Annotated in this window: 13 protein-coding genes; 10 read left to right on the plus strand and 3 right to left on the minus strand. The window is 42.9% G+C overall.

Features of this window, described 5'->3' with window-relative positions:
- Nucleotides 1-146 precede the first annotated feature (146 nt).
- On the plus strand, nucleotides 147-2,984 hold the full coding sequence (locus RBB45_RS00295; RefSeq protein WP_306009013.1) for a VWA domain-containing protein: 2,838 nt from the start codon (nucleotides 147-149) through the stop codon (nucleotides 2,982-2,984).
- 49 nt (nucleotides 2,985-3,033) lie between these two features.
- On the opposite strand, the gene RBB45_RS00300 is transcribed toward RBB45_RS00295, so the two are convergent.
- From RBB45_RS00300 to RBB45_RS00310, 3 genes are read right to left on the minus strand one after another with little or no spacing between them, the layout of a single operon-like run.
- The gene (locus RBB45_RS00300) at nucleotides 3,034-5,025 is read right to left on the minus strand and encodes a hypothetical protein (RefSeq protein WP_224951614.1); all 1,992 of its coding nucleotides are present in this window, start codon (nucleotides 5,023-5,025) and stop codon (nucleotides 3,034-3,036) included.
- On the minus strand, nucleotides 5,015-5,620 hold the full coding sequence (locus tag RBB45_RS00305) for a PilW family protein (protein ID WP_224951612.1): 606 nt from the start codon (nucleotides 5,618-5,620) through the stop codon (nucleotides 5,015-5,017). The genes RBB45_RS00300 and RBB45_RS00305 overlap by 11 nt, the downstream gene beginning before the upstream one ends.
- Nucleotides 5,604-6,119 (minus strand): type IV pilus modification PilV family protein, encoded by a 516-nt coding sequence (locus tag RBB45_RS00310; protein WP_306009014.1) that lies wholly within the window; start codon nucleotides 6,117-6,119, stop codon nucleotides 5,604-5,606. Before RBB45_RS00310 ends, RBB45_RS00305 begins: the two co-directional genes overlap by 17 nt.
- Before the next feature lie 157 nt (nucleotides 6,120-6,276).
- Between RBB45_RS00310 and RBB45_RS00315 the strand changes: the two genes are divergently transcribed.
- The 9 genes from RBB45_RS00315 to pilM all read left to right on the plus strand — a co-directional run bounded on the left by RBB45_RS00315 (nucleotide 6,277) and on the right by pilM (nucleotide 16,114).
- A complete protein-coding gene (locus tag RBB45_RS00315; protein ID WP_224951608.1) occupies nucleotides 6,277-7,632 on the plus strand; it encodes a hypothetical protein in 1,356 nt (451 codons plus the stop codon).
- A 78-nt stretch (nucleotides 7,633-7,710) separates the two neighbouring features.
- On the plus strand, nucleotides 7,711-8,469 hold the full coding sequence (locus RBB45_RS00320) for a PRC-barrel domain-containing protein (RefSeq protein ID WP_148948976.1): 759 nt from the start codon (nucleotides 7,711-7,713) through the stop codon (nucleotides 8,467-8,469).
- A gap of 21 nt (nucleotides 8,470-8,490) precedes the next feature.
- Entirely contained in the window at nucleotides 8,491-9,870 is a 1,380-nt protein-coding gene (locus tag RBB45_RS00325) for a G5 domain-containing protein (protein ID WP_224951606.1), read from the plus strand.
- 24 nt (nucleotides 9,871-9,894) lie between these two features.
- Nucleotides 9,895-11,556, plus strand: coding sequence for a GspE/PulE family protein (locus RBB45_RS00330; RefSeq protein WP_148948978.1), 1,662 nt, complete (start codon nucleotides 9,895-9,897; stop codon nucleotides 11,554-11,556).
- Between the two features lie 11 nt (nucleotides 11,557-11,567).
- On the plus strand, nucleotides 11,568-12,608 hold the full coding sequence (locus RBB45_RS00335; protein ID WP_224951604.1) for a type IV pilus twitching motility protein PilT: 1,041 nt from the start codon (nucleotides 11,568-11,570) through the stop codon (nucleotides 12,606-12,608).
- 1 nt (nucleotide 12,609) lies between these two features.
- Nucleotides 12,610-13,815, plus strand: a complete 1,206-nt coding sequence (locus tag RBB45_RS00340; protein ID WP_224951603.1) for a type II secretion system F family protein — start codon at nucleotides 12,610-12,612, stop codon at nucleotides 13,813-13,815.
- Nucleotides 13,816-13,931: 116 nt separating this feature from the next.
- A complete protein-coding gene (locus RBB45_RS00345) occupies nucleotides 13,932-14,372 on the plus strand; it encodes a prepilin-type N-terminal cleavage/methylation domain-containing protein (protein WP_224951601.1) in 441 nt (146 codons plus the stop codon).
- 11 nt (nucleotides 14,373-14,383) lie between these two features.
- Nucleotides 14,384-15,130, plus strand: a complete 747-nt coding sequence (locus RBB45_RS00350) for a prepilin peptidase (protein ID WP_224951599.1) — start codon at nucleotides 14,384-14,386, stop codon at nucleotides 15,128-15,130.
- A 12-nt stretch (nucleotides 15,131-15,142) separates the two neighbouring features.
- Nucleotides 15,143-16,114: a type IV pilus biogenesis protein PilM gene (gene pilM, locus RBB45_RS00355; RefSeq protein WP_224951596.1), complete on the plus strand. Its 972-nt coding sequence runs from the start codon at nucleotides 15,143-15,145 to the stop codon at nucleotides 16,112-16,114.
- The last annotated feature ends 2 nt before the right edge of the window (nucleotides 16,115-16,116 follow it).

The following is a 16,116-nucleotide window of genomic DNA, read 5'->3' on the forward strand; positions in this document are numbered from 1 at the left end:
CCTGTTATGAAGAATCAAACTGCAAAATATGATAAATTCCGCAAGATAAAGCTTTGGAATCTATAGGTAAATTGGTATAATAATAGTAAAAATGACACAGTTGACATCTGAGAGTTTTATATAGAGGAAAATGAGAAAGGGGGAACATGATGAGGAAGTATAGCAGAGCTATATCTGCCATCCTGATGCTGCAGCTGCTGATCCTTATGCTTTCCTATACAGGAAAGGATATATTGGCAGCAGAAGAAGCGGGGGTGGATTTTAGCGCAAAGGCATCGCAATCTGTCATCGTTAAACCGCAGAACAGCAATGCCGAGGGAAGCATCGACTTCCACCTGACGCCAAAAGGCAAAGCCACTAACGCAAACCGCGACCCGATTGATGTAGTGTTTGTGTTTGATAAATCCGGCTCGATGAATGACTCAGGCAGGAATCCGCAGAAATTTCAGAGCGCAAAAGACGCCATGACGGCCGCTGTGAGCTTTTTCAAGGAAAATGCTGGGCCGAATGACCGGTTTGGCTTTGTGCCGTTTGACGATGGTGTTGAAACAGGGAAGGTTGTCACATTTTCTCCCAACAATAATATAGCCAGCCTTAATCTGATTAACTCGAATTCGAATAGCCTTTCAGCACTGGGAGGAACCAACTACACACAATCTCTGGAAGCAGCTTTAGGTATGTTTGGGAACAGCACTAATAATAAATATGTATTGTTTATGACGGATGGGGAGCCGACGTTTTCCAACGTGAATGAAAAGGTTACATACAGATCCTGCTCTTTTCTAATCTGGGGCTGTGAATATGTTACTGCAATGAAAGAAGTGCATTATGAGCTATATGGACAAAAACCTAACTTAAGCAATTCAGTCTATTTCTATAATGGCAGCCAGAAAACATCTATAAGCAAATCAGTTAACGAAACAGTTGAAAGTATAAGGGCCCATGGTCTCGGGGTGGCTCAAAAACTTGCAGAGAAGGATATCAAGCTTTTTTCCATTGGTTTTGGCAATAACACTGAAGTTGATATGAATTATTTGAGGAGCCTTTCGTCTGTAACAGGTGTAGCGGCCAGGCAAGCCACTCAGGAAAATATAGCTTCCATTTTCCGTGATATTTCTGCTGACATGGATACTCCATCCATCAGCGGGGAGATAAAGGTAGATTTGAAGAAATACAGTGATAAAGTCAGTTTGGTTGAAGGCAGCGGGGCAAGGATTGATGAAAACGGCTTTGCCAGCATAAAGTTCAATCTTCCGTATCCGATAAATCAAACTGCACCGCAGCCAATCGATTTAAACCTTCCACTAAGCTTTAAAGAGCTGGGGATTTATACTTTCGATAATATCAGCATGGCCTATACAGACTTGAACGGCCGAAAAATCACCAAGCCTCATAGCTCTGTGACAATAGAGGTCAAAGCCGATGCTCCGCCTGGCTTCAAGGGGACAATGAATCTTAATGGGTCAATCAACACTCCTGACAATCTAATTAAAGTTAGCGGATCGGCAGAGAAGACCAATGAGTTTGAGGTGCACTATTCGCTAAATCCGTTTGGACTTGTAAACAATACTGTAAAAGGCTCGTTAACGAATTTGAGGATTGTCCAGCCGCTTCCTGAAGGGGTATCACTAGTAAGCTCTGCAGGAGCAGCAGCTATCGATCTTCCGGACGGCAGAAAAGCGATTGAGTTATCGTTTACAGGCTCAGTGGGTTACAGCAATGGCCGTTTCACTCCTGACCTTGTGACAGGAGCTTTTAAGCTGAAGGGGGACTGGGCGCTCAGCAACGTCAAGATGCCAGCTGCCATTTTATATTATAAGGACAGCCGCTTTGGAAACCAGCAGACAACAATCGCCGCCTCCAGCCAGGTCATCAATATGAAAGTCAGGCTGAAGGATACGACAAAGCAGCAGGCGTATGATGGTGATGCAGCAGGCATCATCAGCAAAATCGATCTTAGCGACAATGGGAAAAAGCTGGCGCAGACTGGATTCCCAAATGATCACGGGCTGCTCAATAAGCCGATCATGGATATGCGTTTTACTGATAACAATAAATCAATTGAAGTTATATACAGTGATGGGAGCAAGGCTACAATTTATCTGGTACTTGATTATGAAATGACAGGTGTGGACACAGGCAAGTCTTATAACAGCAGCGAAAAGGCAAATGAACATGTCAATGTTAAACTGACAAAGCTGGTGGCAGGACAGGGAGTTAAATATTTTTACAAGATTATAAACGAAAAAGGCACAACCGAATGGAAGGAGTTCTCACCAGATGAAGAAATCCCTCTGACAGAGCCTGGGGAAAACACCATAAAGATTAAAGCGATTGGCGGGTTCTCTGCTACTGATCAGCCAGTTACAAAATCACTGACAATTGAGAAAAGAATAGAATCAATCAATGTTTCACCTGATCCAATTGAAGTGGAAATAGATAAAACAGCGGTATACAAAGTGGAAATCCTGCCTGCACAGGCGACCAATAAGAAATTGGAAATATCGATAGTTGATAATGAAATTGCAAGCCTGGTTGGAGAGGATTCCGTTTATGGACATAAAAAGGGTGAAACAGAACTAATTGTCAAAACGACTGATGGCTCAAAGCTTGAAAAAAGGGTCAAAATCATCGTTAAAGATCCATACATTGCCCTTGAAGAAATTAAGTTCAAAAAGGCAGTCTATAAGCTGGAAATTAATAAGAAAGTCAATATTGAATCACTATTGATATTCAATCCAGAAAAGGCTACAAAGAAGAAAATCACTGAGGTTTTCACAGCCGATGCGAAGAATGGCAGTGTTAGAGTTGTACAGGATGGAGACGATTTTTATCTGGAAGCAGCAGGTATCGGCTATACAACCGTAACAGCTGTTGCCGAAGAACAACGGGATAAATCCAAGCCAAAAGCTTCGGCTTTATTTGAAGTAGTCAATCCGGATGGATCTGGAAATGACGGTACAGGCAGCGGAGGCCGATGGTAAATAAAAAAGCATACAAAAGAAAGGTGCTGCAGCAAGTGCAGCACCTTTCTTATTCTACCAGCAGTTCATCTGAGAAAATTTGCAGCTGTTCAGCGAGCGGCAATAATTCAATCCTTTTTAGAAGAACATCCTGGTCGTATTTTACAACAAATCTGGAGAACTTTCCTTCCTGTGTTAAGGTTGGCAGGTAATCTATGTTTGAACCAACTTCTCCCCGGATGGCATTAATTGTCAAATTCTCCTTGGCAAAAATACCACCGTTTATATAAAACAGCGATCCTACTCCGTAAAGCACGGCATTCTCTTCGGTATAGAAAAACCCTTTAAGCGGCTTGATTTTTGAATCATTTTCTGGAAGATATGGTTTCTTACCTTCATCTGTATCATTATAATTGTTAAATTCATCGATTCTTGTAATCATTAAATCCTGTTTGGCCATCAAGATAATCTGCTGTTCCTCGCCATCTTTGGATAAACCTAAAATATTGGCATTAGAAATGGACGCTTTGCCGCCTGCGTAAACAACGGAATCAAATTTCACGGCGTCGTCCTCCTGGCCGGCATCAGAGTTTTCCCCTTTGACAGTGAACTCATTGGCAGCAATAATATTTTCGCTGAATTCTATAGAAGTATTGGAAGGCTGGATGGTCAGGCTTTCACCTGTAAGTATATCGCCTTTTGCTTTTAATTTGGCGCCTTCATGAGACTCGGCCATAATCGAATCTGCAGATATAACTTTCTTCTCCATATCAAGCTTCCCGTTTAAGTTTAAAATGTAGGTTTTACCCGTTACATATACATTATCCATCAGCGTCAGATTTTGATAGCTGGTAAGGTACAGATCACCTTCTACAATCAATTTACCGCCGAATATAATTGGATTCTGCGTGCTCATGACGACAAGGTTTCCATTAATCTTAAAATCGTCAGAAATATAAAGTCCCTGTTCACTGCTGTCAATGATATAACTTCCTGCCGTAGGAGTTATATTTTCTCCAAGGGTTGATAAAGGGCTGCTTTGCCCTTCAATCACTTTTACAAAGCCATCCTCCGTAATTTCATAAGCCCTTACAGGCAAGGCCGAAATCTCGCTTCTGAGTTTTTCTTTAAAGCTTGTCCCTTCGTCAGCGACGGATTGGCTGATTTCAGTATCCTTCAGCATATCCCGCAGACTTTGCCTGAAGGTTTTATCGTAATCAATATTGAAAAACTGGCTGTCATGCTTTAATGGAGGGATGTCCCCTTTGTAGAAATTATCTTCATCTTTAACTATGTCGAGCAGATGGGATGAACTGCTGAACAAGTTCCCCATCAGGGAAGGCATTGGTGTTCCATGAGTTTTCTCTGTGCCCCCGTCAACTTCGTAGTGAGCGTCCTCGTCGATATACAGCCTATTCGCATAAGTATTACCAACGATGTTAGGGGAGCCATTTAAGAATAAGCCGGAATCCTCTTCATCCGACTCTGAGCCGACCGCATACTTTAAAAAGCTTGGCAGCGGTGACAGAATGATCCGCTTTTTGATGGTACGGGAAATTTCGCCTTCTGTTTCCTGGGGGTTATTAGTCACTAAGACTAAATCAAGTACCCTGGTAAAATCGGAACCTATGTCAATTTCATAGTCAGCCTGGTCGAAAGAGAGCTGTTTCCCGCAGGAAACGGCAGGGTCGATCGGAATTTCTGAACCTTTGCTGATATCTATAATATTAAGGCACTCAAGCTGTGCTGTATTCTCAGTCCTGCTTTTTTCCAGTACATCTGCCAGAATACTCTTCAGCCTTGTATTATAGCCGCTTTCCACTTTCTTTTTATCATAATCCATATAATCTTCCAGATCCAAAGCTGCCAGGGAGCGGGAAAGGTCAGCGGTCATGTTCTCAAGCACCTTTATGCTGCTATATGTTAAGTCGATGTCCGACTCCCTCGTCTCTGTCCTTTTTGCACCTCCAATGGCAGAAGCAATGATGCTCAATCCCAGAATAGTGAAGATAAGGGAAATGAGCAGAACAGTAATTAAAGCATTTCCTTGTTCACTCTTCATCAGGCGGCCCTCCTGCAGAAAAACCAAATTTGCTGTGAAGGTCTAAAGCTTCTTCCAGACGATTATTATCCAGGCTGTAGTCCAGGCTGATCATGCCTTTACCGCATGCAGCCTCATCTGCGTTATTAGCACACTTATAAACAAGCTTTGAGTTATTAAAATCAGATTCGACTTCAAGCGGTTTTCCATCGATTTCGAAAACCCGCACTGTCCCATCTTCTGTGGCCTTTTCTGTCAATTCAATTCTAACTGAGGTTTCCAATGTATTCTTCTTATTGCGATACACGCCATAGAATGTTGCTCCGCTGCTGTTATTTTCAACTTTGTCTACTCCAGTGAACGTTGAGTTGACCAGTTCAATACAATCATCACCACAGCTCTTTACATAGTCAAAGGGATAAGAGTAAAAGGCATTCATAATCATCGTGGAGGTGTAGTCTGCATCATCCCGCAGCTGCCCTTCGACCTGAATTTTGTTATAAAGCTTAATGCCCGAAGTGAAAACGCCATAGATGACCGGCAAAACGATAGCTGTTATCGCAAGAACAGCGAGCAGTTCATATAAGGTAAACCCCTTGTTATCGAAGATCTTCACTTTTTATGGCTCCTTCAATTTTTACTGGAGTTTCGCTGCCTACCCATTCTACGGTTGCTCTAAGCGGGATGGAGGAGGCATCAGTTTCTGGAATATGTCCCTCTGGCAACGCAACTGTAACATCGTATTCAACATTATTGATTACTATAGGAGTGGGGATGCAGCTTGGAACACCTGCAGCCTCGGCCGAATGAAGGCTGCTTCCATCCTTCCATGCTCCCCTGTAGCTCTCATCGCAGATTGTTATTTTCATTTCCTCAGCCGGGTCGTCAGTGAATTTTTTCCTGATTTCTATAAAACTTTCATTTTCTATGTACATTAGAGCATTTCTTGCTACATTTATTCCGGCAGTTTTGTTTTGGCTGCCGCTGGTATAGCTGTATGCCTGTGTGAAAAATTTCATTGAGCCCAAAAGAATGATGCTTAAGATTGTAAGGGAAAGGAGTACTTCTACAAGTGTTAGTCCATTGGAACTATTTATTATTTTTTTAAGTTTCATTCAGACCCTTCTTTCATTCTTTCTGCTTATATTATACAATATTTTATAGCTATATTTGTCTTAAAAGGTCGAAAAAGACAAGTGAAATATATAAGGAGAATAAAGAAAGAAAAGATTAATAGGACTATATTACTTGCTGCTGGAAGGAGAAGTGTTTTTGAGCACATACATATTTGCGTTGATTTCTTTATTGCTGCTCATCCCGATTATTTATTTTCTGCCTTTGGGCATGACACTGAAAGGTAAAATGATTACTATTTCTGCATCCCTGCTGTTCGCTTTAATGGGGGTTGCTGCACAAGCAAGCTTTCTTTGGTGGCAGATTTTACTGCTTATGCTTGCTTTAGTGCTGGCTGCGGCATATTTTATGGGAAGCAGAATGCCTAATGCCTTATTTTCTGCTGATTCTGCTGAAGAAACAGCAGAAGATTCTTTTACAGGCTTCAGTTATCCTCATGAAGAGTCAACTGCTTTGGCGTCTGAGCTTGATCTGGAAACATCTCCAGAAGCGGAAGCAGTCGAACAAGCTGCGCCAGAGTATCAAATTGAAACCGAACCGGTTATGGAAGAAGCGGGCGATACGAATGATTCTGCAGATTTCAGCGTCGGATTGGAAGAAGAAGAGCTGGAAGATTTATTTTCAGGAAGAAACACTGAATCTGCTGAGGAATTCGAAGAACTTTCTGCATCAACAGATCTCTACTCTGATGAAGAGAGAGAATTAGCTCTAACTGATTCAAGCTTAAATGATGATGAAATAGAACCTTTTCCCGAATTCAGCTTAACAGGGGTTGAAGATGAACAAGGTGAAGAGATCAAGATCGTGGAATCCGATCTTCCTGTTCCGGAATATATGGCAGATTTAGAAAAGCTGATGCTTGAAGAAACTGAGTTGCCAGGGGAAAAAGACAGTGAAGAAATAATTGATATTCCATTTGTGCAGCAGGAAGAGATACCTATTATTGAAGAATCTGACATCCCGGTTGGCACAGTAGATAATATTGAAGAGATCTATGAGATAAATAGACAGGCTGAGGCGGAATTACTATTTGAGAAAGAAGAATATTCAAATGAAATTGCCGTTCATAATGGCGAAGACCTTATCCAAGAAGATTCTGCTCTGACATTTAACGATATTGAAAAACTGGATTCAGCCTTGGAAAACAGCAATGCTCCATATGACAATTTGGATTTAGAGGAAATGAACAATAGTACAAGTGAACAGGCAATGCTGCAGAATCAGCTTCTTCAAAACCTGCTGGCTCAATTGCACGCAGCTAAAAGAGTCCTTGGACAGAGTCAATATGAAGGGATGGTAAAGAGCTGTTTGAGCCCGAGCCTTCCGCTTCCTGATTATTATACATTTGCAAATCTGCTCATAAAACATTATGCAGCATCAAAAGAATATCAGAAGCTTCTGCTGCTCCTGGGTGATTTGGAATCCAAATTTAGTAATTATCCTGTAATTTTACAGGAAATCCATTTTTTACAAAAAATATATTTATCGAATTAGAGTGTTGCCTGTGGGAAAAAGTTGTAATATAACTGTTATGAATGTAACAAATTTAAAATATAGGTGTGGTGACATAAATTGAAAACAAGTTTACAAATTACGGGTCTCCCGATTATAAGTATTTCAGATGGACAGCAGGTAGGAAAAGTAAAGTCTTTAGTAATTAATCCTGAAAAAGGCTCTATTGATTTCCTGACAATAGAGCACGAGGACTGGCAAGTGAGCGTGAAAGCCATTCCCTTCAAAAAAGTGGTCGGTATTGGTGAATATGCTGTAACAGTAGAAAGTGATAATGCTGTTATAGATTTGAATGAAATTCCTATTGCCAACCAGCTTGTAAATAAAAAAATCAGGATTACCAATACAAAGGTCATGACTCGAAAAGGGGAATTGATCGGCGAAATTTCCGAATTCTATGTGGATGATGAAACAGGCAATATCCTTGGTATGGACATTAAAAGCGGCGGCAGTGAACAAATCCTGCGTTCTGATTTTGTATTAACATATGGCAAAGACATCGTTATTGTAAAAGAAGATGCCGCTGATGGCTTTTTAATTGATGCAGCCCTTCTTGATCCAAACCAGTCTGCGCATGAAAAGAACAACGAGGCAGCCACTGAAGCTGGCAGCAGTTTCGAGAACGATGAAGAAATCCAGCTTCTAAAGGAAAAACAGGTTGAACTTCTTTCTGGCAAAGCTGTATTAAAAGATATATATGGTATGAATGGCGAAGTGATCATAAGCCAGGGAACGATCTTGACTAGGGAAATTATCAATAAGGCACAAGAGGAAGGCCCAAATATAGTCGTTGAATTGTCCATGAATGTCGAAGCCTAATGCAAGGGGGGGCATCTTGCTATGAAATCTCAACAAATAGTAAAGCTTTCAATTGTTCTGATTCTATGCACGGCTTATATCTTCTCGTTTTCTAAATTTGGGGCTATGGCATTCAATAATGCTGTGAATCCAAATGAAGCATTTGAAAAAGGCACTATCATTGCCGATACAGATATATCGGGATTAGATCCGTCTGGTGCAATGGAAAAAGTGGCTGGCAAAACTGCTGAGTGGGTCGGTGGCACGAAGCTGGTTCTAAAATATAAAGAGAAGGAAACCACTCTGCCTTCAGATCTTTTTACTTTTGATTTGGAGCAATCGATTGGCTCAGCAGTATCAGGAGGAGAAAATCTTCTGATTGCCAATATAGAGGAAGCTGATATAAAGAATACTTTGGCCGGGATATCTCCAGATCTGGCATCTGAAAGCTTTGAGTTTTCCAGGTTCAAGTCAGACCTGTTATTATACCCGTCAGCGCTACAGTCTGGAGAACATGCCATTAAGCTTGAAAACTACCTTCCGCTTCAAGAAGATGCGGCAACACTGTCTGAGGCTGTATTAAAGGATGAACAAACAGCCAAAGATCTGGCAGACTGGGCCAAAAGATTCCCCAAGATAGAGATTTTGCCTCAATCGACCTTTTCATTGCTTAAGTTCCTGGAAGAAAGCAATGTCACTTACAACGAACAATCTCTCGGTGCTGTAGCCAGTACCATTTATAAAGCTGTTATGCCGACCAATTTTACTTTTGCTGAGAGACATATCGGAAGGAATCTTCCCGATTATGCAGAACCAGGGTTTGAAGCAAAGGTCAGCAAAGATAAAAACATGGATTTGATTATTGCCAATCCCAATGACCAGGCTTACACTCTTGAGTTTTCTTATAACGACAGCCTCTTCTATACAGCGCTCAAGGGACAGAGCCTTGTTTATTCTTATAATATCCAATTAAAGGATAAGGAAGCTTTTAAGCCGAAGACGGTCGTCCAATTTGATGCAAAGCTGAGATTTGGAGAACAAAGGACCGCTGTTGAAGGAGTGGCCGGGATGCTTATTAAGGTCTACCGGGATACAGTAGACCGCGATGGGAGCATCATTAAAACAGAAGCCATTTCAGAAGACTTTTATCCGCCGGTGCATACAGTGATTATTCATAGTTTGACAGTTAAGGAGTCTGCTAACTTGAATAATGGAGGCAGCGTACAGGAAAACAGCGGACAAACATCAGGAAGTCTTCCCGAAGAGCAGAACGGCACAGCTGGAGATCCAGAGGAATCTTCGGATAATGCCGGGTCCGTGGAAGAGCCCTCCGGTTCTAAGAGCGGAGAAGAGTCCAGCCAGTCTGATCAAGAAAAAGAAGATGATGGCCTTTGGGGAAAGCCGAATGAAGCAGCCAAATAATATGAAGAAAAAGCAGGGATATCAATGAAACAGACAAGAAGGCGTTTAGGAGATTTGCTTGTTGATTCAGGTCTGATATCAGAAGAACAGCTGCAGCAGGCGCTGACGGAAAAGCATAAAGATCAAAGGATCGGGGATGCCCTCCTGCAGCGGGGCTATATTACAGAACAGCAGCTGATAGAAGTGCTGGAATTCCAGCTGGGAATCCCGCATGTCAGCCTTTATCGCTATCCATTTGATGTGAAGCTTTTCAGTATGGTGCCAAAAGATCTTGCGAAGAGAAATCTGATCATTCCTTTAAAGAAAGAGGGAGAAAAGCTTTTTGTCGCCATGGCTGATCCCATGGATTTCTACACAATTGATGATCTGCGTCTGTCAACCGGATTTCATGTAGAGGCTGCCATTGCAACAAAGGATGATATCCTGCGTGCCATCAATAAGTACTATGATATGGACGAAGGATTTGAGGAACTCCTTGACGCTTCACCTGGCACAAAAGAACTGCAGGACGATAAGATTGCCGATGAGGATTCACCGATTGTCAGGCTCGTCAATCAAATCCTTGGAAACGCTGCCTCCATGAAAGCAAGTGATGTACATATTGACCCTCAGGAAACAAAGGTGGCAGTAAGATACAGGATAGATGGAGTACTTCGGACAGAGAGGGTGCTGCCCAAGCATATGCAGAGTGTCCTGACAGCCAGGATTAAAATCATGGCCAACCTTGATATAACAGAGCACCGGGTGCCTCAGGATGGCAGAATTAAGATTAATCTTGATTTCCATCCGATTGACCTCCGTATATCGACGCTGCCGACTGTTTATGGCGAAAAAATTGTAATGCGTCTGCTTGATTTGGGCAGTTCATTAAATGACATGAACAAGCTTGGATTCAACAAGCTGAATTTGAACCGTTTCACTTCTATGATCAATAAGCCGACCGGCATCGTCCTGCTGACAGGCCCTACAGGATCAGGGAAGTCATCCACGCTTTATGCAGCGCTTAATCAGCTGAACAGCGAAGAAGTCAATATCATCACTGTCGAAGATCCTGTTGAATATCAGCTTGAAGGCATCAATCAAATTCAGGTGAATTCCAACGTAGGGATGACATTTGCCAAAGGCTTGAGGGCCATCCTGAGGCAGGATCCCAATATTATCATGGTTGGGGAAATCCGGGATAAGGAAACAGTGGAGGTTGCCATAAGGGCCTCTCTTACAGGCCATCTTGTACTAAGCACCCTGCATACAAACGATTCGCTTGGTTCAATCACGAGGCTCCTTGATATGGGAGTAGAGCCTTTCCTGGTGGCATCCTCGCTCAGCGGAATTGTCGCCCAAAGGCTTGTAAGGCGGGTATGCCGGGATTGTGAAGAAATTCAGGCACCAACAAAAAGGGAGATTGAAATTTTTGCGCGGCGCGGCATGAAGGTAGAAACAATCAAGCGCGGCAGAGGCTGCTCTTCCTGCAATATGACAGGCTATAAAGGCAGGATTGCCATTCACGAGGTACTTGTGATCGATGATGAAATGCGCAGGGTCATCATGAACGGGGAATCCTTCTCAAGGCTTCGTGAGCTTGCTATAAAGAATAAGACTATATTTTTGATTGATGATGGCCTGCTGAAAGTAAAACAAGGCATTACGACGACAGAAGAAGTCCTTCGTGTCGCCATACCTGATTAGGAGCAATGACCATGACTGAAGCAATTGATATTCTTTTAAGGGCCGGCTTTGAACTGAAAGCCTCCGATATTCATCTGACCGTTGGAGTGCCTCCCATATTCCGGATCAATGGCGAGCTGAAGCGATATGGCAAAGAAAATCTGCTGCCTGCACATACAGAGTCCATGGCCAAAGCCATCATCCCTGAAAATATGTGGGATCGCTTCAAGGAAAAAGGGGAACTCGATTTTTCCTATGGTGTCCAAGGGGTATCGCGTTTTCGCGTCAATGCCTATTATCAGCGTTCATGCATTGCATTGGCGGTCCGGGTTGTGCCAACAAGAGTCCCGACGATTGATGAGCTGGAGCTGCCTAACATTCTCAAGAAGGTAGCAGGAAAACCACAGGGGCTGGTGCTGGTGACAGGCCCGACAGGAAGCGGAAAATCTACCACGCTGGCTTCCATCATTGATTATATGAATCAAAATATGAGGAAGCACGTTATCACGCTCGAAGATCCGATTGAGTATCTGCATAAGCATGGCAATTGCATCATTGACCAGCGAGAAGTCGGGTTTGATACAAATAATTTTGCTAATGGCCTGCGGGCTGCCCTCAGGCAGGATCCTGACGTCATATTGGTCGGGGAGATGCGTGATCTTGAAACGATACAGACGGCGATAACGGCAGCTGAAACAGGACATCTTGTTTTCGGGACACTGCATACTTCAAGTGCACCTGCGACAATTAACCGGATCATCGACGTTTTCCCGCCATCCCAGCAGGCACAGATCAGGATTCAGCTTGCCTCTGTACTTGTTTCAATCGTATCACAGCGGCTCTTCCCTATCATTGACCGTAAAGGGCGCAAGGCTGCAACCGAGATCCTTGTCAATAATTCGGCTGTGGCCAATCTGATCCGTAATGAAAAAGTCCATCAGATTGCCAACATCATGCAAACCTCAAGGGCTCAGGGCATGCATACCCTTGATGCAAGCATCAATGAACTCGTGCAGTCAGGACAAGTATCCAAGGAGGCGGCCATGCCATACCTCCAGGAAAAGGTGAATTGATATGCCCCGGTATAAATACAGCGGCCGTGACCTGAAAGGGAAGAAGTCCGGAATTATAAGTGCAGCCTCAAAACGGGAGGCTATGCTTCAGCTGAAGAAGGATAGCATCAGGGTTACTGAACTTACTGAGATAGCAGAAACCCTGCTTACCAAAGAGCTTTCCATAGGGAACCCGGTGAAGCTGCAAGATTTTGTGATTTATCTGAGGCAGTTTTCTACGCTGCTTCGGGCGGGGGTGACGGTGGTGGATGCTACAAGGATACTTGCCCAGCAAACAGAAAGTAAAGCATTAAGAAGGGCCCTTGAAACAGTAGAGCAGGATTTAAGGGAAGGTAACCCATTATCTGACGCGGCTGCCAAACATAAAAAGATCTTTACAAGTATGTTTGTAAATATGATAAAGGCAGGCGAAGCCGGCGGGAATATTGACGATACGCTTGAAAGGCTAGCTGTCCACTATGAGAAACAGCATTTTACGAAGCAAAAAATTGTTTCTGCCCTTGCCTACCCAGTTGCGGTAGGAATCATTGCAGTTGCGGTAGTCATTTTTCTGCTTGTAAGTGTAGTTCCTACATTTGTTGATATGTTTAAGGATTTCGGTGGAGAACTTCCTGCCATCACACAGTTTGTTCTGAGTTCCAGCGAGTTTATGCAGTCATACTGGTGGCTTGTTGTTTTATTCTTTATTTGTTTGTTTATTGGATTCGTAGCCATTAGAAATAATAAAAAGTCGAAGTACTTTCTGGACTATGCTTTTCTTAAACTACCTATCTTCGGGAAGATGCTGCAAAAAGCTGCATTGGCCAGGATGACAAGAACGTTAAGTTCGTTATTTGCCAGTTCTGTACCTATTCTCCAGGCCCTTGCCATAGTAGAGAATGTTGTGGAGAACGAGGTAGTCTCAAAAGTACTAAAAAAGTCCAGGACTTCTTTAGAGGAAGGGCGCTCTCTGACTGAGCCGATGCGGTTGCATTGGGTCTTTCCTCCCCTTGTCTCTCAAATGATTGCCATCGGGGAAGAAACTGGATCCCTGGATGAAATGTTGTCCAAAGTAGCCGATTTTTATGAACGGGAAGTAGAAAGCTCGACTGACAGGCTTAAATCATTGATAGAGCCCTTAATGATTGTATTCCTTGCCGGAATTGTAGGAACTATCGTTACATCAATAATGGTCCCGATGTTCCAAATATTCAATCATGTCGGCTAGTGCAATAAATTTACAAAAACCATTGAAATACGACTTCTGTTATTGTAATAATCTAGTATAATAGGATTAACCTACTAAAGTAATAGGCAAATATTCATAAGGAGATGGGAAAGAAGATGTTGAAAAAACTGGGTCAAAAATTAAAGAATGAAAAAGGTTTGACGCTGATTGAACTTTTAGCTGTTATTGTTATTTTGGGGATTATTGCTGCGATTGCAATTCCAAGTATTGGAAAGATTATTGAGAATTCAAAGATTGATGCTGTTAAGGCTGATGCAATCCAAATTCTTAATGCTGCAAAGATAAAGTATGCTGAGGATAGCGGAGATTCAGAAATTACTTTAGCAGAACTAAGTGGATTCCTAGACGATGTAACGACTTTTAAAGAAACAACCGGAACAGGAGCTACTGCTAAAACAGTAACTGTAACAGTTGCTGATGGAGTGTTCAAATTAAATGGTTCAGGTAGTAAGTCAGGAGTTACAGTTAACTTTACAGATGCAACAATTAAAATGATCGATGAAGCACCAAAAGGACAAACAGACATTCCTGAATAAGGAGTTAATTTATGTTTTATACACTTACCTTCCTCTACGGCCTCCTCCTAGGCTCCTTCTACAACGTAGTTGGCCTGCGAGTGCCGCTAAAGCAGTCAATAGTCAAGCCGCGGTCACATTGTCCATATTGCCAGCATACATTGAGGCCCTATGAGTTGATTCCGGTAGTGGCCTATCTGCTGCAGGGAGGGAAATGCCGGCGCTGCAAAGCGCCGGTTTCATTTCTGTATCCTGCTGTTGAACTGGCGACCGGCCTGTTATTTGTCCTTGCCCCGCTCCTGATGGGATGGACACTGGAGCTGATCATCGCTTGGACGCTGATTTCTCTGATGATCATTGTGTTTGTATCGGATATTAAATATATGATTATTCCAGATAAAGTCCTGCTTGTGTTCGCAGTGATTTTTTTATTGGAAAGGATTTTCCTTCCTCTGTCGCCATGGTGGGATTCACTGCTGGGTGCGGCAGCCGGCTTTTTCCTTCTTCTGTTCATTGCCGTTATCAGCAAAGGGGGCATGGGCGGGGGAGACATTAAGCTATTTGCCGTAATCGGCCTGGCTCTTGGAACAAAGCTTGTCCTTTTGACGTTCTTCTTTGCAACCCTATTTGGAGCGGTTTTTGGCATTGTGGGGATGCTGATTGGAAAGGTGGAAAAAGGAAAGCCCATCCCTTTTGGTCCATACATAGCACTAGGAAGCCTTACTGCCTATTTTTTTGGCCAGCGTATTCTGGATTGGTATCTTTATTCATTCATTTAAGGAGAAATTGATATGGCCCCTCTATTTTCATTCGGGAAAAATCGAATCATCAATATTACGATCAAGGATCATGTCATCCGGATGGCCGAACTGAAGAGCAGTAATGAGCCCGAGCCTCTGCGCTGTGAAGAGCGTTTTTTGCCGAATGGAATTATTAGGGAAGGCAGGATCCAGGATTTTGAAACACTTTCCAGCATTCTTGAGGAATGCGTGAGCGACTGGAAGATCAAGAAAAGAAATATCTCCTTTTTAGTGCCTGACCCTTTTATCATCATTAGAAAACTGGATATTCCCGAAGATGTGACGAGTGAAGAAATTAAAGGTTATCTGTATATGGAGCTCGGGACTAGCATTCATCTTCCTTTCGAGGATCCAGTCTTTGATTTTGCCCCCTTGCAGGAGGAATCAGAAAAGAGGCAAATTTTGCTGTTTGCAGCTCCTGAAGAGGTTGTAAATGAGTATGTTTCCCTTTTTGAAGAAGCTGGTTTAAGGCCATCTTCTGCGGATATCTCCTGTCTTGCCTTGTATCGCCTCTATTATGAGTACGACCTTCCGGCTCCTGATGAACATCTCATGATGGTGCAGTTTGATGCCCAGCAGGTGAATGTCAGTATTTTTGAAGGACATGAACCGGTTTTTATGCGCCATCTTATGATTGATGCAGATCATGATAAGTGGGAAGCAGAACCGGGGAGCGGATTGGTGTATAAAGGCAACAAAAGCGAGATTCTTCTTCCGCTCGAGGATATTTATAAAGAATTGGACCGGGTCATGAATTTTTACAGATATTCTTTGAACCAGGGCAATAAACAAATCACTAAGATTTTAGCTGATGGCGATCACCCTTGGATGGAGGACATCCGCTCAAGTCTTGCGGAAAGGTTTGACGCCCCCCTGGCAGTCCTGGGCGGGGAACATAACACAGAACAGAGAATTAAGCCCCAATTTAATCTTAATGTTGGTTTGGGCTTGAAAGAGGTGTAGAC

This window comes from Bacillus sp. MMSF_3328, assembly GCF_030733525.1.
Taxonomy (GTDB): domain Bacteria; phylum Bacillota; class Bacilli; order Bacillales; family Cytobacillaceae; genus Bacillus_AB; species Bacillus_AB infantis.